Annotated in this window: 16 protein-coding genes, 2 pseudogenes and 1 riboswitch; of the genes and pseudogenes, 7 read left to right on the top strand and 11 right to left on the bottom strand. The window is 52.1% G+C overall.

Annotation, left to right across the window (positions count from 1 at the left end; translation table 11 throughout):
• Positions 1-11 precede the first annotated feature (11 nt).
• Positions 12-395: a bifunctional dihydroneopterin aldolase/7,8-dihydroneopterin epimerase gene (gene folB / locus QVF11_RS09035; RefSeq protein WP_112213690.1), complete on the top strand. Its 384-nt coding sequence runs from the start codon at positions 12-14 to the stop codon at positions 393-395.
• Positions 396-598: 203 nt separating this feature from the next.
• Complete coding sequence (gene bacA / locus QVF11_RS09030; RefSeq protein ID WP_142514363.1) at positions 599-1,420, top strand: undecaprenyl-diphosphate phosphatase; 822 nt, start codon at positions 599-601, stop codon at positions 1,418-1,420.
• Positions 1,421-1,433: 13 nt separating this feature from the next.
• On the opposite strand, the gene QVF11_RS09025 is transcribed toward bacA, so the two are convergent.
• Together QVF11_RS09025 and QVF11_RS09020 are read right to left on the bottom strand one after the other, a co-directional pair.
• On the bottom strand, positions 1,434-2,675 hold the full coding sequence (locus QVF11_RS09025; protein WP_142514364.1) for a multifunctional CCA addition/repair protein: 1,242 nt from the start codon (positions 2,673-2,675) through the stop codon (positions 1,434-1,436).
• 60 nt (positions 2,676-2,735) lie between these two features.
• Positions 2,736-3,356, bottom strand: a complete 621-nt coding sequence (locus tag QVF11_RS09020) for a TIGR04211 family SH3 domain-containing protein (protein WP_112213692.1) — start codon at positions 3,354-3,356, stop codon at positions 2,736-2,738.
• 214 nt (positions 3,357-3,570) lie between these two features.
• Between QVF11_RS09020 and QVF11_RS09015 the strand changes: the two genes are divergently transcribed.
• The 3 genes from QVF11_RS09015 to hldE are packed head-to-tail and all read left to right on the top strand — an operon-like array spanning position 3,571 to position 9,219.
• Positions 3,571-4,869, top strand: a complete 1,299-nt coding sequence (locus tag QVF11_RS09015; RefSeq protein ID WP_287856425.1) for a CYTH domain-containing protein — start codon at positions 3,571-3,573, stop codon at positions 4,867-4,869.
• Positions 4,870-4,892: 23 nt separating this feature from the next.
• Positions 4,893-7,727 (top strand): bifunctional [glutamate--ammonia ligase]-adenylyl-L-tyrosine phosphorylase/[glutamate--ammonia-ligase] adenylyltransferase, encoded by a 2,835-nt coding sequence (gene glnE / locus QVF11_RS09010; RefSeq protein WP_287856423.1) that lies wholly within the window; start codon positions 4,893-4,895, stop codon positions 7,725-7,727.
• Positions 7,728-7,785: 58 nt separating this feature from the next.
• Positions 7,786-9,219, top strand: coding sequence for a bifunctional D-glycero-beta-D-manno-heptose-7-phosphate kinase/D-glycero-beta-D-manno-heptose 1-phosphate adenylyltransferase HldE (hldE, locus tag QVF11_RS09005; RefSeq protein ID WP_110273016.1), 1,434 nt, complete (start codon positions 7,786-7,788; stop codon positions 9,217-9,219).
• Between the two features lie 85 nt (positions 9,220-9,304).
• On the opposite strand, the gene QVF11_RS09000 is transcribed toward hldE, so the two are convergent.
• Entirely contained in the window at positions 9,305-11,005 is a 1,701-nt protein-coding gene (locus QVF11_RS09000) for a flotillin family protein (protein ID WP_112213696.1), read from the bottom strand.
• A 30-nt stretch (positions 11,006-11,035) separates the two neighbouring features.
• On the bottom strand, positions 11,036-11,665 hold the full coding sequence (locus QVF11_RS08995; protein ID WP_142514368.1) for an OB-fold-containig protein: 630 nt from the start codon (positions 11,663-11,665) through the stop codon (positions 11,036-11,038).
• Positions 11,666-12,017: 352 nt separating this feature from the next.
• Between QVF11_RS08995 and glgS the strand changes: the two genes are divergently transcribed.
• Entirely contained in the window at positions 12,018-12,227 is a 210-nt protein-coding gene (gene glgS, locus QVF11_RS08990) for a cell surface composition regulator GlgS (RefSeq protein ID WP_142514369.1), read from the top strand.
• A 34-nt stretch (positions 12,228-12,261) separates the two neighbouring features.
• Here glgS and ubiK read toward each other — a convergent pair whose 3' ends face one another.
• Positions 12,262-12,543 carry a ubiquinone biosynthesis accessory factor UbiK gene (ubiK, locus tag QVF11_RS08985; RefSeq protein ID WP_112213699.1) on the bottom strand — a complete coding sequence of 94 codons (282 nt, stop codon included), beginning with the start codon at positions 12,541-12,543 and terminating at the stop codon, positions 12,262-12,264.
• Positions 12,544-12,663: 120 nt separating this feature from the next.
• A riboswitch (FMN riboswitch) is annotated at positions 12,664-12,815 on the top strand.
• A 105-nt stretch (positions 12,816-12,920) separates the two neighbouring features.
• Here ubiK and ribB point away from each other — a divergent pair.
• Complete coding sequence (gene ribB / locus QVF11_RS08980; protein ID WP_112213700.1) at positions 12,921-13,574, top strand: 3,4-dihydroxy-2-butanone-4-phosphate synthase; 654 nt, start codon at positions 12,921-12,923, stop codon at positions 13,572-13,574.
• Between the two features lie 51 nt (positions 13,575-13,625).
• Here ribB and QVF11_RS08975 read toward each other — a convergent pair whose 3' ends face one another.
• The 6 genes and pseudogenes from QVF11_RS08975 to QVF11_RS08950 form a co-directional block, all read right to left on the bottom strand.
• Positions 13,626-14,249, bottom strand: coding sequence for a hypothetical protein (locus tag QVF11_RS08975; protein WP_462660434.1), 624 nt, complete (start codon positions 14,247-14,249; stop codon positions 13,626-13,628).
• Positions 14,250-14,267: 18 nt separating this feature from the next.
• Positions 14,268-14,465 (bottom strand): annotated as a pseudogene (locus tag QVF11_RS28685) (fimbrial biogenesis chaperone); the annotation flags it as partial.
• A gap of 146 nt (positions 14,466-14,611) precedes the next feature.
• Positions 14,612-14,788 (bottom strand): annotated as a pseudogene (locus QVF11_RS08965) (fimbria/pilus outer membrane usher protein); the annotation flags it as partial.
• A gap of 211 nt (positions 14,789-14,999) precedes the next feature.
• Positions 15,000-16,052: a pilus assembly protein gene (locus tag QVF11_RS08960; RefSeq protein WP_287856433.1), complete on the bottom strand. Its 1,053-nt coding sequence runs from the start codon at positions 16,050-16,052 to the stop codon at positions 15,000-15,002.
• 2 nt (positions 16,053-16,054) lie between these two features.
• Positions 16,055-16,789 (bottom strand): fimbrial biogenesis chaperone, encoded by a 735-nt coding sequence (locus QVF11_RS08955; RefSeq protein WP_287856416.1) that lies wholly within the window; start codon positions 16,787-16,789, stop codon positions 16,055-16,057.
• Between the two features lie 15 nt (positions 16,790-16,804).
• The gene (locus tag QVF11_RS08950) at positions 16,805-19,333 is read right to left on the bottom strand and encodes a fimbria/pilus outer membrane usher protein (RefSeq protein ID WP_287856414.1); all 2,529 of its coding nucleotides are present in this window, start codon (positions 19,331-19,333) and stop codon (positions 16,805-16,807) included.
• Positions 19,334-19,335 lie beyond the last annotated feature (2 nt).

Raw genomic sequence — 19,335 nt, 5'->3', positions numbered from 1 at the left:
GGCAGGTCGTGATGGATATTGTATTTATAGAGCAACTTTCGGTAATCACCACTATCGGTGTTTACGACTGGGAACAAACCATCGAGCAGAAGCTGGTGTTCGATATCGAAATGGCGTGGGACAACCGCAAAGCCGCGGCCAGTGATGATGTCAGCGATTGTCTCAGCTATGCTGATATCAGCGAGCTGGTGATTAACCACGTTGAGGGCGCGCGTTTTGCGCTGGTGGAGCGCGTGGCGGAAGAAATTGCCGACCTGTTGCTGGAAAATTTCCAATCTCCATGGGTACGTATTAAAGTCAGCAAGCCTGGCGCAGTAGCCCGGGCGGCCAACGTTGGCGTCATTATTGAACGTGGCCTTAATCTGAAACAAAACTTTTCAGGTCATACTCGTTAAACAAATTGCGTTTATACCGGTCATAGAATCCGGTCATCAGGCTATTTTATTTACCGTTTTGTCCCTGGGCAGTGCTCGAAATCGTCGCGTACAACCTGTACGCTCCGGTTTCTGCGCGCGGTCTTTGGATGAATAATGATGCCTGGTAGCTCGGTTCTTCGTTCCTGGTTTTTTTCATTTTACTTTTTAAAGGGTTTAATTGGATGAGCGATATACACTCGCTGCTGGTGGCGGCAATATTGGGTGTGGTTGAAGGTTTAACAGAATTTTTACCTGTTTCCAGTACGGGTCATATGATTATTGTCGGTCATCTTCTGGGTTTTGAAGGCGATACCGCGAATACTTTTGAAGTAGTGATTCAGCTAGGTTCGATTCTTGCGGTTGTTGTGATGTTCTGGCGTCGTCTGTTCGGTCTTATCGGTATCCATTTCGGTAAACCACCGGAGCATGAAGGCCAGGGAAGTGGTCGTTTATCGCTTATTCATATTCTTCTTGGGATGATCCCGGCGGTGGTACTGGGGCTGATTTTCCATGATTCCATTAAGTCTCTTTTCAATCCGATTAACGTGATGTACGCGCTGATTGTCGGCGGCGTGCTGCTGATCGCGGCGGAAGTGCTGAAGCCAAAACAGCCGCGCGCAGTAGGCATTGACGATATGACCTATCGTCAGGCGTTCGTGATCGGTTGCTTCCAGTGTCTGGCTCTTTGGCCGGGCTTCTCGCGTTCCGGGGCGACCATTTCTGGCGGGATGCTGATGGGCGTAAGCCGCTATGCGGCTTCTGAGTTCTCGTTCCTGCTGGCGGTGCCGATGATGATGGGCGCAACCGTGCTGGATATGTACAAGAGCATCGGTTTCCTGAGCGTTAGCGATATTCCGATGTTTGCCGTCGGTTTTGTCACCGCGTTTATCGTCGCGCTGATTGCGATTAAAACCTTCCTGCAGCTGATTAAACGTATCTCGTTTATTCCGTTCGCTATCTACCGTTTTGTCGTGGCGGCAGCGGTCTACGTGGTCTTCTTCTGATAAGACCAGGCCCTCAGTCTTGCTGCTGAGGGCAACGTTTTTCTTTCCACTGTGCTACGGCTTTAATCCGCCGACGCGTCAGCTCTTCGCGAATCTCAATCCCCTGAAAACCTTCCGCGACCACTTCTTTGGTTGAGACCGATCGGGCGACTTCCCAGGCCTCCAGCAGCAGGCGTCCCTGAGGGTAATCGCAGGCTTCAAAACCGGCGCGCCCGCGCACGTCGGCTTCGCTGGTTAAGGCGATTTGCTTGACCCGCTGTGGCTTGCGCCAGGCGTCGATATTATCGAACAGTTTGACCAGCGTTTTCGGCTGTAGCATCGGCAGGGTATGAATCAGATCGTGAAATTCGGCGACCAGTTTTGCCAGATCGCGGATTTCATTGGGTACCCGCAGACGAACACAAAGCTGCTCGACCAGCTTAACGCCTGCTGGGCCGTGACCATGATGGCGTGGCCAGAGCTCTTTCGGCGTCAGCCCTTTCCCGAGATCGTGACACAGGGTAGCGAAACGCACGTCCACTTCAGGAGAGAGCATTGCCGCCATCGTGACGGTCATCAAGGTATGCAGACCCGTGTCGATTTCCGGATGCCATTTAGCAGGTGCCGGTACTCCGTAGAGGGCGTCGACTTCCGGGAACAACACCTTGAGCGCACGACAGTCGCGTAAGGTCTGAAAGAAAACCTGGGGATTACGGGTGGTGAGGGCGCTCTCCGTTTCTTTCCACACCCGCTCGGGCGTGAGGTGTGCAAGTTCACCGGCATCGGCCATCGTGCGCATCAGCGCCATAGTTTCCTCAGCGATGCGAAAGCCCAGATGCGCATAGCGGGCGGCAAAACGCGCCACGCGCAGAACGCGCAGCGGATCTTCGCTAAATGCAGGCGAGACGTGGCGCAGCAGGCGCAGGCGCAAATCATCCTGGCCGCCATAAGGGTCGATAATCTGGCCGTCAGCATCCTGGGCCAGCGCATTAATCGTTAGATCGCGGCGCTGCAGGTCTTGCTCAAGGGTAACGTCAGCGGCAGCATAGCAGGTAAAGCCGGTATAACCGGAACCGGATTTCCGCTCGGTACGCGCCAGAGCATATTCTTCACGGCTTTGCGGATGAAGGAACACGGGAAAATCGCGGCCTACCTGCTGGTAGCCCGCGTCGAGTAATTGCTGAGGCGTAGTGCCAACTACGACCCAATCTCTGTCTTTAACCGGTAGCTTTAATAACGCATCCCGCACTGCACCACCGACCAGATAAACCTTCACGCCTTACTCTCCCGTATTCGTTTTCTCACGATGATACGTAAGTCTGGCAGAGAAGACGAATTAGTTCATCCAGCGGTCTTTGCGTTTGCGGCTCGGCACCAGGTGCGGCAATACCAGACCGAGGAGCAGGCCGACGCCGAGCACGCCGCCGCCATACATAAACCACTGCATGATAATGGTGCGCTGTTTGTCATCTAATTGCAGATTGGCGGCGCTCACCTTCTTCTGCGCGACAACCAGCTCGTTTTTCAGCTTTTGGTTCTCTTCTTTCAGGCCGTTGATAACGGCATCGCTACCGGCGACTTTCTTTTGCATGTCCGCCGTACGCTGGTTCCAGGTGGTATCGATGTTGTTCAGCTTATCGGTCAGGGTTTTGACCTGGTTTTCCAGGTCCGGCACGCGGATGCGGATGCTGGGCTCATTGCTCAGCTCTTTTAGTGGGATCCAGGCGGTACGACCGCTGCTGTCGCGCACTTGTGCATAACTGGTGCTGTCATTAGTTTGCAGCACCGCGACTTCTTCCCCGGCGTTGATGGTGCCCACGAGACGATAATTATCGCCCGGACCGCTGCGAACCCAGGTATTCAGTTCATCAGAAACGTAACGCTTTTCTTCCGCGTGAACCGCCGTGGCGGCGCTAAGCGCCAGCAAGGTAAATGTAATAAGGCGTAATTTTGGCATCAGGTCATCGTTTGATCATAAAAAGTTGAACGATAGTAGTGGCATCACCGTAGCGACGCAAAGTTTTCCGCCACAATCGGAATCATCCAACAGGTGGCCCGGCAAAATGCGCATTGCATGGCGATTCGCCGCAAAATACTATTTACTGACAAGAAATATCGTCGTTAGTTCGCCGCATTTTCCCGGCACAGCACATAAGCGGAAGAATTCAGCCATGGCTCAAGAAATCGAATTAAAGTTTATCGTCGCCCACAATGGTGTAGACGTACTGCGTCAGCACCTTAGCGCGTTAGAAGCTAAACACACGCCCGCAGCTCAACTGCTGAATATTTACTACGAAACGGCGGACAATTGGCTGCGTCGCCACGATATGGGGCTGCGCATTCGCGGTGACCAGGGGCGTTATGAAATGACGCTGAAAATCGCCGGTCGCGTGGTGGGTGGGCTACATCAGCGCCCGGAATACAATATTGCGCTGGAAAAGCCAGAACTGGCGCTGGAGAGGCTTCCTGCCGAAGTCTGGCCACAGGGCGAGCTGCCGGCCGAACTTGCGCAGAACGTACAGCCGCTTTTTAGTACCGATTTCGAACGTGAAAGATGGGTAGTGAAAGAAGGCAGTAGCGAGATTGAAATTGCCCTCGATCGAGGGGAAGTCAAAGCTGGTGAGCATCAGGAGCCTATCTGCGAGCTGGAACTGGAGCTGTTGTCTGGCGATCCGCAGGATATTCTGACCCTTGCCCATCGCCTGCTGGATATCGGCGTGCTGCGACAGGGCAGCCTGAGCAAAGCGGCGCGCGGCTATCATCTGGCGCAGGGCAATGAAGAGCGTCCGCTAACCGCATTATCTGTTTTGCGTGTGATGCCGAAGGCCAGCGTGGAGCAGGCGCTGGAGGCGGCGCTGGAAAATGCGCTGGCGCACTGGCTCTATCATGATGAACTCCTCAATCGTGGCAATTCAAAAGCGAAAGCCGAGATTTTGCATGCGATTGCCCGCGTTCGGCATACGCTGGTGTTGTTTGGCGGCATTGTCCCTCGTAAGGCAACGACCCAACTTCGTGAGCGCTTGAACGAAGCTGAAGCTGCGTTGTTGGAGGAAAAGAACGCCCAGGCGGCGCTGTTTAATGTTGCCTGTGTTGGCGCTAAGTTGGCGCTTACCGAGTGGCTGGTGAATCGCGGCTGGCGTCCCTTTATGAACGCTGCCGGTGAACAGAAAATCACCGGCTCTTTCAAACGTTTTGCTGATATTCAGCTCTCCCGTGCGGCAGCTGAGCTGAAAAACTCGATTGCGCAGCCGTCAGCCGATGAGTATGTCGGTCAGCTTCCGCGCCTGGCGCGCGAAATCGACAGCGTTCAGCTTCTGGCTGGTGCGTATGCAGATGTTGCCGCGCCGTGGTTGGAAAGCTGGCAAGAAATCCACCGGGCGATTGAGCATAATGACAGCAGCGTCCTCGAATATTTCCGTCGCCAGGCGCTGGCAGCAGAGCCGTTCTGGCTGCATAGTGGAAAACGATAATTTCAGGCCAGGGAGCCCCTAAGATGCCGCTTTCTTCGCAATTACAGCAGCACTGGCAGACGGTCACAGACCGGCTACCGGCGGATTTTCCAGTATCCACATTAAGTGAGCAGGCGCAGTCGGTGATGGCATTCAGCGATTTCGTCGAGCACAGTCTGGTCGCCCAACCGCAATGGCTGGCGGAGCTTGAAAGCTCGCCGCCTGAGGCGCAGGAGTGGCGTCATTATGCCGACTGGCTACAGATGCGTCTTGCAGAGGTGAATGATGAAGCCACGTTGATGCGCGAGCTGCGCCAGTTTCGCCGCTGGATAATGGTGCGTATCGCCTGGGCCCAGTCGTTATCGCTGGTCAGCGAAGAGAGCAGTTTGCAGCAACTGAGCGTGCTGGCGGAGACGCTGATTGTCGCCGCTCGCGACTGGCTTTACGTTGCCTGTTGCCGCGAATGGGGGACTCCGTGCAATGCTGAAGGTTCGCCGCAGCCGCTGTTGATTTTGGGGATGGGTAAACTTGGCGGCGGCGAGCTTAACTTCTCCTCCGACATCGACCTGATTTTTGCCTGGCCAGAGCACGGCTCCACGCAAGGTGGGCGTCGGGAGTTGGATAACGCGCAGTTTTTTACCCGTCTTGGACAACGTTTAATCAAGGTCTTGGATCAACCCACTCAGGATGGTTTCGTTTATCGCGTCGACATGCGCCTGCGCCCGTTTGGCGATAGCGGCCCACTGGTGTTGAGCTTCGCCGCGCTGGAGGATTATTACCAGGAGCAGGGGCGCGACTGGGAGCGATACGCGATGGTGAAAGCTCGGATTATGGGCGATAACGATGGCATTTATGCCAGCGAGTTGCGCGCCATGCTGCGACCGTTCGTCTTCCGTCGCTACATCGATTTCAGCGTTATTCAATCCCTGCGCAACATGAAGGGGATGATTGCCCGTGAAGTTCGTCGCCGAGGGTTAAAGGACAATATCAAGCTCGGCGCGGGCGGTATCCGCGAGATTGAATTTATCGTCCAGGTCTTTCAGCTGATTCGCGGCGGGCGCGAGCCGATGCTGCAACAGCGTGCTTTGTTGCCGACGCTGGCCGCTATCGAAGAGCTTCATCTGTTACCTGAAGGCGATGCGCCAAGGCTGCGAGATGCCTATCTGTTTTTACGTCGCCTGGAAAACTTACTGCAAAGCATCAACGACGAGCAGACGCAAACCCTGCCGCAGGATGAGCTTAATCGCGCCCGGCTGGCGTGGGGGATGGGCGCTGCCGACTGGGATGCCCTTAGCGCGCGGCTGGCCGAGCAGATGGCCAATGTGCGACAGGTTTTTAATGAATTGATTGGCGACGATGAAGCGCAGTCGCCGGATGAACAGCTCGCAGAGTACTGGCGAGAACTGTGGCAGGACGCGCTTGAAGAGGACGATACCAGCCCGGCGCTGGCGCATCTTGCGGATAACGATCGCCGCAGCGTGCTGGCGCTGATCGCCGATTTCCGTAAAGAACTGGACCGACGCACGATTGGTCCGCGCGGTCGTCAGGTGCTTGATCAGCTCATGCCGCATCTGCTTAGCGAAATTTGTTCACGTGCGGATGCTCCGGTACCGTTGGCGCGCATTACGCCGCTACTGACCGGGATCGTTACCCGTACCACTTATCTTGAACTACTGAGCGAATTCCCCGGCGCGTTAAAGCATCTGATTAGCCTGTGCGCCGCTTCGCCGATGGTCGCCAGCCAGCTGGCGCGACACCCGCTGCTGCTGGACGAACTGCTGGATCCGAATACCCTCTATCAGCCAACGGCCACTGACGCATATCGTGATGAGTTGCGCCAGTATCTGCTGCGCGTGCCGGAAGAGGATGAAGAGCAGCAACTGGAAGCATTGCGCCAGTTCAAACAGGCTCAGTTGTTACACATTGCTGCCGCCGATATAGCCGGGACGCTGCCGGTGATGAAAGTGAGCGATCACTTAACCTGGCTGGCTGAGGCGATGATTGACGCGGTGGTCCAGCAGGCATGGCTGCAAATGGTCGCCCGCTATGGTCAGCCAACGCATCTGCATGACCGCCAGGGGCGCGGCTTTGCGGTGGTTGGCTACGGCAAACTGGGGGGCTGGGAACTGGGCTACAGTTCTGACCTCGATCTGGTGTTCCTGCATGACTGCCCGATGGAAGTGATGACCGACGGCGATCGCGAAATTGATGGCCGCCAGTTTTATCTGCGCCTGGCGCAGCGCATCATGCATCTTTTCAGCACCCGAACGCCTTCGGGCATTCTGTACGAAGTGGATGCTCGCTTACGTCCTTCTGGCGCGGCGGGTATGCTGGTCACCACCACCGATTCCTTTGCTGATTATCAGCAAAACGAAGCCTGGACCTGGGAACATCAGGCGCTGGTTCGCGCTCGCGTTGTTTATGGCGACCCTGAGCTACAGGCGCGTTTTGACGTGATTCGTCGGGATATTCTTACCACTGCGCGCGAAGGCGAAAAACTGCAAACTGAAGTGCGGGAAATGCGTGAAAAAATGCGCGCTCACCTCGGCAATAAGCACCATGATCGCTTTGATATTAAAGCTGATGCTGGCGGGATCACGGATATTGAATTTATTACCCAGTATCTGGTCCTACGCTATGCCAGTGATAAGCCTAAGCTCACGCGTTGGTCTGATAACGTGCGCATTCTGGAACTGTTGGCGCAGAACGATATTATGGACGATGCAGAGGCGAGGGCATTGACCCATGCCTACACCACGTTACGCGATGCGTTGCATCACCTGGCCCTGCAGGAGCTGCCGGGGAACGTGGCGCCTGACGCGTTTAGTCAGGAACGTGAACAGGTCAGCGCCAGCTGGCAGAAGTGGTTGATGGCTTAACTAAAAAAACGGGTGTGCTATTATCGCGCGCAAAGTTTGCGTCTCGCAGGAGAAAGTAATGAAAGTAACGCTGCCAGAGTTTGAACGTGCAGAAGTGTTGGTGGTTGGCGATGTGATGCTGGACCGCTACTGGTATGGCCCTACTAGCCGAATTTCGCCGGAAGCGCCGGTGCCGGTGGTGAAAGTAGAAAATATCGAAGAACGTCCTGGTGGTGCGGCAAACGTAGCGATGAACATTGCGTCGCTCGGTGCGACTTCTCGCCTGGTTGGCCTGACCGGGATTGACGATGCTGCCCGTGCGTTAAGCAAGGCGCTGGCCGATGTTAATGTGAAGTGCGACTTTGTTTCCCTGCCGACGCATCCAACAATCACCAAGCTACGCGTGCTTTCGCGCAACCAGCAGCTGATTCGTCTTGATTTCGAAGAAGGTTTCTCTGGTGTCGATCCGCAGCCGATGCACGAGCGTATTCAGCAGGCGCTGAGCTCTATTGGTGCGCTGGTGCTGTCTGACTACGCCAAAGGCGCGCTGACCAGCGTGCAGACCATGATTAAGCTCGCTCGTGACGCGGGCGTTCCGGTGTTGATCGACCCGAAAGGCACTGATTTTGAACGCTATCGTGGTGCTACGCTGCTGACGCCGAACCTATCCGAGTTTGAAGCGGTAGCGGGGAAATGTCAGAACGAAGCGGAAATCGTTGAGCGTGGGATGAAAATCATCACTGATTTTGAGCTGTCTGCGCTGCTGGTCACTCGCTCCGAGCAGGGTATGACGCTGCTGCAACCGGGCCGACCGGCTCTGCATATGCCGACTCAGGCGCAGGAGGTTTATGACGTTACCGGCGCGGGCGATACGGTGATTGGCGTGCTGGCCGCGACGCTGGCTTCCGGTAATTCGCTGGAAGAAGCCTGCTACTTCGCCAACGCGGCGGCAGGCGTGGTGGTGGGCAAACTCGGTACCTCTACCGTTTCGCCTATCGAGCTGGAAAATGCGGTTCGCGGGCGTTCAGAAACGGGCTTTGGCGTGATGAACGAAGAAGAGCTGAAGCTGGCAGTGGCCGCGGCGCGTAAACGCGGCGAGAAAGTCGTGATGACCAACGGCGTGTTCGACATTCTGCACGCGGGCCACGTCTCCTATCTGGCGAATGCGCGCAAGCTGGGTGACCGCCTGATTGTTGCCGTTAACAGCGACGCATCGACCAAACGTCTGAAAGGCGAGTCTCGCCCGGTGAACCCGCTGGATCAGCGAATGATCGTGCTGGGCGCGCTGGAAGCTGTCGACTGGGTGGTCTCTTTTGAAGAAGATACGCCACAGCGGCTGATTGCAGGCATTCTGCCGGACCTGTTGGTGAAAGGCGGCGACTACAAGCCGGAGCAGATTGCCGGTAGTGAAGAAGTGTGGGCAAACGGCGGCGAGGTGCTGGTGCTCAACTTTGAAGATGGTTGTTCGACAACCAATATCATTAAGAAGATCCAGAAAGATAGCGAAAAATAAGCGTTTTTCTGATGATAGACAAAACCCGGCGCGATTAAATTGCCGGGTTTTTTATTGAATGCCCCCCTTGTCAGGAGGGCGTTTTTTATTCGGCGGTGGTTGTTTTTACGTGAATGTCTTCACTCGCCGTGGTGGTGCCAGGAATTGACGTTGTTAGCGGCGCAGCCAGAGAAGCCAGAGATCCACCGGAGAGGCCAATTTCATTTAACAGTGAATCAATCAGCGGTGCTTGGGTACGATAGGAAAGGGCTGCGGACAACGCCTGCTCCGCCAGATTGCTGCCGCCTGCGCTGACGGTTGTATTTTCCGTGCCGCCAGCGCCGCCGCCCCGGTTAAGGCCGTCAACCTGAATAATCTTGATGCCTTCAATGGACTTCATCGGCTCAACGGATTTCTCGATAACCGCCGGTAGTGATTGCAGCAGTGCCAGTTTGAATTTCAGACTGGTCTGCTGATCGGAAAGCACGTTGATAGCATCGTTGAGTGCGCGCTGGGCTTCCGCTTCCGCGAGGCCCTTTTTCTTTGTGGCTTCTGCCAGTTCCACGATTGCCGCTGCTTGAAGCTCAGCGGCTTCTTTTTCTGCTTTTGCTCGAACCGTCAACTCGACCGCCTGGGTTTCCGCATCCTGAGAAGCGGCGATTAACGCAACCTGTTTCGCACGATCGGCTTCCGCCGTTTGGCGCGTGGTTTCAACGTTTTGCTGTGCGCGGACGGATTCGGCCAGCGCGTCGTTTGCACGAGCTTCTGCCTGAGACTGCTGCTCGGATTTTGCGGCGATAGCGATAGATTTTGTCTGATTCGCAATTTCTGTCGCCTGCTGTTGCTCGATCTCTTTGATGCGAATTTCCCGCTCCGCTTCGACCTTTTTAGTCCGCACAATCTGCTCGCGTTCGATTTCACTTTCCTGAATCTGTCGTTCAGCCTGGATACGTGTTTGTTCCGCTTCGCGATGGCGTTCCGCTTCAAAAGCGGCGATTTTCGCGTTTTGCTCGGCGGTGCGGGTTTTCACCTGCTGCTCCTGCTCAAGCGTCATAAAGGCTTCTTGCTGCGCGATTTCGAGCTTGCGCGACAGAGCATCGCGGTTTTTTTCCCGCACGGCGACTTCAACGTCCTGTTCGACTTCATTACGTTCGCGACGACGGCGCTCCGTCTCCTGGGTGAGCTTAGTCAAACCTTCGGCGTCAAAGGCGTTGTTGGGGTTGAAGTGTTCTTTCGAAGTCTGGTTGAAGTTTGTCAACGAGACGCTTTCCAGCTCCAGGCCGTTTTTGGATAAATCTTCAGCAACGGTATTTTGTACGCCCTGCACGAAATTCTCGCGTGTATCCTGCAGCTCATGCATGGTCATCTGTGCCGCGGTGGCGCGCAGGGCATCCACGAACTTATCTTCGACCAGCATGCGCAGATCTTCCGGCGATAATGTGCGTTGGCCGAGGGTTTGCGCTGCGGTAGCAATACCTTCGACAGACGGTTTGACCCTGACGAAAAAGGCCACAACGACGTCAACGCGCATACGATCTTTGGTGATCAGGCTGTCGGCCGTGGAGCGGCTAACTTCAAGCTTCAGGGTATTCATGTTGATCGGGATGATTTCGTGGAAAATGGGCATGGAGATAGCCCCACCGCTCATGACCACCTTTTGTCCGCCAAGACCTGTACGGACAAAAGCCTGTTCCGCTGAAGCCCGGCGATAGAGTCTGGCGAAAATAATGCCAATAACCAATAGAACAATGACGGCGACGCCCGCCGTAAACATCCATGAGGGGAATAAGCCAGTAATGCCATCCATTATGTAACCTCCTTATTTATGAGAAACAAACTATAAAACGTGTGGCCAGGGGTTAAGCTCAGCTAAATAACGTGTTGAGGTAAGTCTGAGGATAATTAGAACCCGATCCCCTCTTTTAAACTCTTTACCCTCTTCCGGCTCAATTAATAAATAATGTGTTTGACCAAATTTATCCGTGAACTTTCCTTCGCACGGACGGCCTGACTCGGCAAAATGGCCGGTAATAAGAGCCATACTGCCAATAAAATCGTCTTCGGTAATCGCCGTGGTTTCATCCAGCGGCAGCCATGGTGCAATGGCTTTTCCCGTGTAGTGTACCGCGATGCCAGAGATCACCAGACAGACCGGTGCTAACAGGAAATTGTTCAATGGCGATGACATAAGGCTTACCCAGGCATGCTGAATGATGATACCGAGAAACCCAAAATAGCCTCCCAGCAGACAGAGTACGATAAGTGCAGGGATTCGCCCGATATTCAGATAATGAAGAACCTGACCGATGTTACCGGAAGTTAAAGAGTCAAAATGATTTAAATGTGCGTCAATAATGCCGGAAAGCAGATGTCCGAAAATAAGCGCAATAACTTCCAGAAGACCAATAAGGAGTACGAATGATAGTGCAAAAAGATAAGGGTTGTTGTATTCGGAAAATAGATGCATGAATCTCCTTATTCGTGAAAGATCTTATAAAGATTTTACCCGGATACTGGTGGTTAGTTTAACAATAATACGAGCAATAGAATAGGTAATATCGCTATTCCTTTTGTTTTTTAATGCGCTCAGATGGAGCTTAAACCGTGCAGTATCCAGGGGGGCCTGCAGACAAAGAGGAGATAGGTTCAGCGTTGTGAGATCACACTTTAAAACCTAATGATGAGAATTATGATTCAGCGCAATAAATAGCCACTTTGAGCGCATTTTTCGCCCAAAAAAAGTTAAGGTAAGGGTAAATACTGAAGTGAGTAAAAAGCATATGACCAATCAGAATACCAACGGCTGAAGGAGTATGCGGATGAATAATAAAGACATGTATTTGATGAAGAATTTTGATTTTCTGGCTCAGAGTTTCGCCAGAATGTACGCACAAGGTCAGCCCGTCGATCTTCAGGCCATTGTCGGTAACATGGATGAAGCGCATCGCGAATGGTTTTGTCAACGATATGAGTTTTACCGCCAGCAGGTGAGTAAGGCCATGATCCCAGAGGCGGAGCTGGAACACTGAGACTACAACGGGCCCGAAAGGCCCGTTGCTTGTTTTACAGCTTCTCTTCTGCGTCCGGAGTCACCGACACGCTCGCCGAGCGGCTTTCTAGTTCGCTCAGGCGTTGTTCCAGCAAAGCCAGTTTTTCACGTGTACGCAGTAGCACCTGCGTCTGCACATCAAACTCTTCGCGGCTTACCAGATCCAGACGAGTTAATTGCGACTGGAGCACCTGACGAATTTTTTTCTCCACATCTTCTCCAAGGTCACGAAGGCCTTTTGGCATTGACTCATGGACCTGACGGGCGATCTGTTCAATTTTTTTCGGGTCAATCATGGTGGTTTCCTGATCTGGTCGGTTTGCCGCTCATTGTAGTGCGATCGTCGGTACCGATAAACCATAAATGTTTGAAGCTTATGCATTGCCGACGATAGTCAATAGCGTTATAGTTGCTGTGCTTATTCTCAGGGCGGGGCGAAATTCCCCACCGGCGGTAAATCAACCATAGCGTTGAAAGCCCGCGAGCGCTTTCTGCGAAAGCAGAAAGGTCAGCAGATCCGGTGTGATTCCGGGGCCGACGGTTAGAGTCCGGATGGGAGAGAGTAACGGCTCAGTCGGGTTTCGATCCGCTTGCGTTGACTTTTGCCGCTAAACCGGCGCTCCTAAGACTGCCCTGATTCTGGTAACCATAATTTTAATGAGGTTTTTTTACCATGAATCAGACGCTCCTTTCTTCTTTTGGTACCGCTTTTGAACGTGTGGAACACGCTTTAAATGCACTGCGCGAAGGCCGTGGTGTGATGGTGCTTGACGATGAAGACCGTGAAAACGAAGGCGATATGATTTTCGCCGCTGAAACCATGACCGTTGAGCAGATGGCGCTGACCATTCGTCACGGCAGTGGTATTGTCTGCCTGTGCCTGACTGAAGATCGTCGCAAACAGCTCGACCTGCCAATGATGGTTGAAAACAACACCAGCGCTTACGGCACCGGTTTTACCGTGACCATTGAAGCTGCTGAAGGTGTCACCACCGGCGTTTCTGCCGCTGACCGTGTGACTACCGTGCGTGCGGCGATTGCCGATGGCGCAAAACCTTCAGACCTGAACCGTCCTGGCCACGTCTTCCCGCTGCGTGCGCAGCCGGGCGGCGTCCTGACCCGTGGTGGTCATACTGAAGCAACTATCGATCTGGTGACTCTGGCGGGTTTCAAACCGGCAGGCGTACTGTGCGAACTGACTAATGACGATGGCTCCATGGCCCGTGCGCCGCAGTGCATCGAGTTTGCTCAGCAACATAATATGGCCGTAGTGACTATCGAAGATTTATCAGCTTATCGTCGTGAGCACGAACGTAAAGCTGGCTGATCGCTGACGTCAACGCCAAAAAAAAGCCGGGTTATCCCGGCTTTGTCGTTTCTAGTTGTAGTTAATTTTAAACAACACGACGGATTCGAAATGCCCGGTTTTAACATTTTGACCGGAGAATTTAGATAGCTCGGCTTGATAATCCTGTTTAACGGTGAGTAACGAGCCGGTGAAGTCAGCGTATTCGGCATACTGCTTAAAGGTGTAGAGGCTGTTTTCTGTCGGGTTGCGAATCTTCAGCTGTAGTCCATTACCTGGCAGCAGCGCGGTATCATCATCGGCCAACGTGCTTTGATAATCATGCGGCGGCATGGATTTGATTTTTACATACAGCCGCATACGGGCAATGAACGTCCGTGAGTAGTGCGTATCTTCAGCATTTTTAGAACAGAGGCGATCCTCCCAGTTGGAGGCAATAATTTGTGCTGGCGTAAATTTCTGATAGTCGATGTTATCAATACAAGTGTTGGTATCAATGCCAACAGCGCCCTGGGTTGAATCATAATCCACTCCTGAGTAGGTCACGCCTGGCGGGTAATAAGGATCATCAGCAGATGAATAAGGGTTAACCCATACGTAGACATTCTCGCTGGTTTTACCATTGGCATCGCTTTTATCACCTGGTTTTTTCTTCAGCGCGGCCGGACGCCAGAACATTTTGATTCGGGATTGCATGGCGACCTGCACGATTGCGTGATTATCCGCTGCATCAGGAGTCGGAGGAATTTCGCGCACGTTGTAGTAAAACAGATATTCACGATCTTTCGGTAGCGTACTGCCGCTGCCCTATTTGACGATGCGAACCTGAGTGATGGCTCCTGGTTCGAGGCGCTGCATTGTGGGGAGTACGGCAAAAAACGTATCGCTCTTGTTCCCTTTTTCATCCTCAATACACGAGTAGGCGAGGTAGGGAAGGTCTTTGCTGGCGTTCTCGCCGCTTTGCTGCTGTCATTAAAAATGACCCGTGTGCGGTCGGGGGCAATTGCTGCCTGAGTAGTGAGAGGGTTCACAACGATGGTGGTCGGCTGATAGCTGGAGAGCATCGGTACGACGGTATAACCAAATATGTTCGTTTTGTTTGCATCCTCTTGCAGCGGAATATCGGCAATACCATCGGTGCTGACCATCAGACGCGGCTCCTTACTGACGCTATGGTGATGGAATGCGGCACCGTGACAAGTTGCAGTGAAAGAGCCATCCCAGCTGGCAGAGGTGTAATCGCTGGCGACGTAGCTACCAGAAAGCTGGAGATCGCCAACGGGGGCTGGTGCTGATAGTCGGTGTGGAACTGCGCGCCGTTATTCAGCCTTTCGCTGGCGGCTCCAGCGGATACACCCCAGGTATTACGAGGGTCGGATTTACATATTGTTTTGTAATACACATGCGCCTGTAAATTGTACAGGCGTGTTTAAGTCTACATAGACATTACTGATAGTTTATTTTGATAATAACGTCTTTACTAAATGGACCTTCCACCAGTTTCTTAGTGGGATGAGTGGTTAGCTCAGCCGTATAGTTATGTGTGACTGTTGATGGGGCACTTGGGATGTAGGTTGTAAAAGTCATATACTGGTTAAATAAAACCGCTGTGTTGAGCGTGTTGTCGAAAACGTTCAAGAGCAAACCGTTCCCTAGATCCAGATGCGTATCGTTATAAGGTGCATCGCTGGTATAGAAGCTGGTCGTAATATCAAACTGCTCCGTACACCCTGCAGTTTGATCCCTGACGGTAGAGATGCTAAAAGTCTTTTGAGTATCCGTATGGTTAGCAAGGTTGATGTTAGTGATGGTTTTAAAATCAACAACCTGACTTTCAGGTAAGATTTTAATTGATGCGCTGCAACTTAAATAGTGAATGTTATCTAGTCCATCAATGTAAAAACGCAAGTTTTTAGCATTTTTAGCCAGGTTTGCACCTCCTTCGCCATCAAACTGTAGAACGTTAATTTTGCCAAAATTATAAACCGTTGTACTGTCTGGTGGGATTGCTTTGACCTTAACGTATAAACGAAAACGAGCATTAAAGGTTATGTTTTTTTGTAGCGTTGAACCGTTACACACTGGGTCGTGGTATATACCATCGTAATACTGCTCGAATTTATCCAGGCAAGCTCCGGTATCGATTCCCTGGTCGTTCCCTTCATAATCGGCACCATTGTAGGTAACGCCAAAAGTAAAGTAGGGGTTATTCAGGACCTCGGTGCTGTTAAATGCCGAGAGTTTTATCCATGCATAGAGATCTTCCGTTTGATTTGATTTACTCCAGCCTGTTGCATTATCGCAGTAGACGGTCATAGTAATATCCGGGCTTTCCCATACCTTCTGGTTAAGTGTGATATCGCTTGGGATGGTAAATGAGGGGAGCTCGATCTTAGCTTCAGTCAGGCCCCCTTTGCTATTCTGATAGCAGTCAACTGCCCAGGAGGGTAACGAAAACAGGCAGGTTAATAATGCTAAAAAGCTAAATAATCTTTTCATCATTATCCCTTTTTCACTGGTTCAGACTGACATATGGTCTGCACCGAGTTGCAGCTAATTTTAAACATATGCAGGCCGCCGTAATCGCCAATAAAGCCAATCTGGAAATTTGCTGGCAGGTTTTTAATTTCTTGTGACGCCTGGCCAAAGGGGTCGGCCATCATGCTTGACGTTTTTGGCAACAGCGTTTTGCCATTGGTGCCAATATAGCCAACGGTCACAAAATAGGGGGATTTATTCTTTAGCACTAATCCGCTGCCGGTGCGGCTAACATCGAATTTTCCGATCAGGCTCGACTGCCCATTTTTAACTTCTATGGCCTTTGGCCGCCAGAAAATTTTAATACGGCTCTGCATAGCGATTTGCATGACGTTTTTCTGTTCTGAGCGCGGCGGGATTTCACGAATATTGTAGTAAAACAGCGATTCTCTATCGGCGGGAAGCTGTGCCAGCGTTGGCTGAGGCATTAGACGGACCTGGACCTGTTCACCAGCTTCCAGACGCACCATCGGTGGAACGGCGGTTATATAGTTGCGGGATTTTTTATTATCCTTGTCCTCAATCCATGATTGGGCAAGGAAGGGGGCAGTTGTGCTTTGGTTGGTCAAGCGCACGGAAACGCTTTTATCCGACTGGTTAAAAATGATGCGGGTTCTGTCGGGCGACACCGCGGCATTGACCGCAAAGCTGGTGCCCAGCAGGCATAATAATCCTTTCGCAAGCGTGTTAATTTTCATTATCTTCATCCTGAATTAATGTGCGGGTTTACACGGTAAAATAACGGCCTGACCATCGGTATTGCTGTGGTTAGGCGGTGTAATATCACAAACTTTGTCGTTCCATTTTAGCGTCAGCATGCTATTTTCCTGGACGCCGCTCAGATACACAAAGCCGTCATCGGCGACTAAACCCATATCGCGACCGGTTGCTTTATCCGTGACGGTCACGCCCAGCGGTGGGAATTGTCCATTTTCCAGCCGGATGACGCCGATAATCTGATAGCCTTTGGTGGCGCTAAGCGGCATATAACCAATGGCCCCTTCGGTCAGCGTGGTGCGGATAACCGAGTTGGTCACATCCACGCCATCAGGCAGGTTATTGTTGTTCACCATCACCGTGGCAGTTGTGTAGTTACCCACTGAAGGAACCACGGAAATGCCGAACATATTGGTCATGCTACGGTTATTATTTACTTCCACGCCGGATATGCCATCCGCATCAACCATCACGCGAGAGCTGTTGCCCGCGTTATAGTCATGAAGCGCCGCGCCGTGACGAGTCGCAGTAAATGAGCCGTTCCAGCCCGCGCTGAACGAGCGGTAATTGCTGGGTTGCACGGTGCCGTTCACGTTCAGGCGGCCATAAGGTGAATAGTGCTGGTAGTAGCCACGCATGGCCGCTTCGCCATCACCAAACTCTTTATCAGTGCCGGAAACGGACAGATTCCACGGGTTGTTGCGGTCAGAACCATCGTACCAGGTCGCCGTTTGCGTCGCTGAGTCATCGCCATAGCGCTGCAGGCTATACATAATATTACGGTTATTTTCCAGCGGCAGGCTAATCGAGAAGTAGTATTGATTCTCTTCTTCGTCATCCCAACTCACGCGGCTCATCGCCAGAGAGGCGGAAATATTTTTAAAGTCACCAATATCAAAATTACGGCTGATGGAGAATGAATAGTTGGTGTTTGTTTCACTGTTCCAGTAGGTATTACGTGTGACGCTTAAATACGTATTGACTGCCAGTGGTGCGACGTACTGGTTAAAGGAGAGGACATAGCTCTCTTTTTCATTGCTGCTGGAGTCGTCACCGTTGCGTGAATTGATATATTCATTCATCGTGACGTACTCTTTATCCGAGAAACGGTATCCAGCGAAGGTTATCTGGCTACCGGTTTCCTCAAAGCGCTTGGCGTAGTTAGCACGATAGCTGAAGCCGCGCTGCTTGCCCTCATTATCATCACGTAAATTGGCTTCTGCACGGGTGACGTCGAAGGAGAGCGAGCCAAAGCTGTTGAGGTTAAAGCCGACCCCACCGGTTGCCGCCTGATAATCATCGGCGGTGACGATAGCGCCGCCGTACAGGGACACATCGTTCAACCAGCCCCATGAGGCTTCACCAGTCCAGAAAAGCGGGTTATTCACATCGTTATGGGTCGTTGATGTCGGTTTACCTACTGAGCTTTTATACCGAACCTGTCCCTTGCGTGTCAGAAACGGGATTGATGCTGAACTCACTTGAAACGTACTCTTACGCCCATCTTCCTCTTCGATAGTAACGTCCAACTGCCCCTGCAGGGTGGTGCCCAGATCGCTGATAGTGAATGGTCCTGGGGAGACGGTTGTCTGATAGAGCATACGACCATTCTGCATCACGGTTACTTTGGCGTTAGTCTGAGCGATGCCGGTTATCTGCGGAGCATAGCCGCGCAAATCTGGCGGCAGCATTTGTTCATCACTTTCCAGCGAAGCTCCGGTAAAATGAAACGTATCGTAGAGATCTGAACTAAGATCGTATTGGCCCATGGTAAATTTCGATGCCAGAGACGGAATCGGCCGAAACAGATAAGTGCGCGGCAGGCTGCTGTTGGTGCCAGTGGATTTACGCTCAACAAATGACTGATCGTATTGGTAATCGCTGCGCAAGCGCCAGGCACCAAGGTTGAACCCCAAGGTACCATATGAGTTAAAGCTCTGGTTGCTGTCGCCCTGGTTCGGCGTGTACTGGCTGGAGTAAAGGTTATAGTCCAGCATAAGACCAGCAATACCATCGTCCCAATATTCCGGCGGAGTCCAGTTTTTAGCCTGATATTTCATCCATGCCTGGGGTACGGTTAACGTCAGCTCCATATTCGCTTTATCCAGACGAATAATCAGCTCTGGTTTATGGCTGAAATCAAGGCAACTTTGCTGATCTAATGTTTGCAGAGGTTCAATAAACGAATTGGCAAAGCCAAATTCTGTCAGACGATCTTTAGTCAAACAGAGCTGAGAACCGCTTTCGTTTTCGGCTTTAATCCACTCCAGGCTATAGACATTGGGTAGCCTATTTTTGTTGATTTTTACGTGGACCAAATAGGTGCCAACTGGAATGTATCCTTTTTTTTCAAACTGTGAGAGGTCTATATTCTGCCGGTCCTCGGCATCGATCATATCGGTATTGAATTCAATAGCATAAAGCGGTGCGGATAGGGATGCGGTAACACATGCTGAATAGAGGGTGTGCTTTATTAAAAGGGATATTTTTTTTGGCGTTAGACCGGAGTGAATAATAGTACGCATAA

It is taken from the genome of Klebsiella sp., from assembly GCF_027492335.1.
In the GTDB taxonomy this organism is placed as follows: domain Bacteria; phylum Pseudomonadota; class Gammaproteobacteria; order Enterobacterales; family Enterobacteriaceae; genus Klebsiella; species Klebsiella huaxiensis.
The sequence above is the reverse complement of the archived record's forward strand: the minus strand, read 5'-3'. Positions and strand labels throughout refer to the sequence as shown.

Excerpts from the sequence above, each read along its gene's own strand:
- folB (WP_112213690.1), top strand. The coding sequence starts at position 12 with ATGGATATTGTATTTATAGAGCAACTTTCGGTAATCACCACTATCGGT.
- bacA (WP_142514363.1), top strand. The coding sequence starts at position 599 with ATGAGCGATATACACTCGCTGCTGGTGGCGGCAATATTGGGTGTGGTT.
- QVF11_RS09020 (WP_112213692.1), bottom strand. The coding sequence starts at position 3,356 with ATGCCAAAATTACGCCTTATTACATTTACCTTGCTGGCGCTTAGCGCC.
- QVF11_RS09015 (WP_287856425.1), top strand. The coding sequence starts at position 3,571 with ATGGCTCAAGAAATCGAATTAAAGTTTATCGTCGCCCACAATGGTGTA.
- glnE (WP_287856423.1), top strand. The coding sequence starts at position 4,893 with ATGCCGCTTTCTTCGCAATTACAGCAGCACTGGCAGACGGTCACAGAC.
- hldE (WP_110273016.1), top strand. The coding sequence starts at position 7,786 with ATGAAAGTAACGCTGCCAGAGTTTGAACGTGCAGAAGTGTTGGTGGTT.
- QVF11_RS09000 (WP_112213696.1), bottom strand. The coding sequence starts at position 11,005 with ATGGATGGCATTACTGGCTTATTCCCCTCATGGATGTTTACGGCGGGC.
- QVF11_RS08995 (WP_142514368.1), bottom strand. The coding sequence starts at position 11,665 with ATGCATCTATTTTCCGAATACAACAACCCTTATCTTTTTGCACTATCA.
- glgS (WP_142514369.1), top strand. The coding sequence starts at position 12,018 with ATGAATAATAAAGACATGTATTTGATGAAGAATTTTGATTTTCTGGCT.
- ubiK (WP_112213699.1), bottom strand. The coding sequence starts at position 12,543 with ATGATTGACCCGAAAAAAATTGAACAGATCGCCCGTCAGGTCCATGAG.
- ribB (WP_112213700.1), top strand. The coding sequence starts at position 12,921 with ATGAATCAGACGCTCCTTTCTTCTTTTGGTACCGCTTTTGAACGTGTG.
- QVF11_RS08975 (WP_462660434.1), bottom strand. The coding sequence starts at position 14,249 with ATGCAATCCCGAATCAAAATGTTCTGGCGTCCGGCCGCGCTGAAGAAA.
- QVF11_RS08960 (WP_287856433.1), bottom strand. The coding sequence starts at position 16,052 with ATGAAAAGATTATTTAGCTTTTTAGCATTATTAACCTGCCTGTTTTCG.
- QVF11_RS08955 (WP_287856416.1), bottom strand. The coding sequence starts at position 16,789 with ATGAAAATTAACACGCTTGCGAAAGGATTATTATGCCTGCTGGGCACC.
- QVF11_RS08950 (WP_287856414.1), bottom strand. The coding sequence starts at position 19,333 with ATGCGTACTATTATTCACTCCGGTCTAACGCCAAAAAAAATATCCCTT.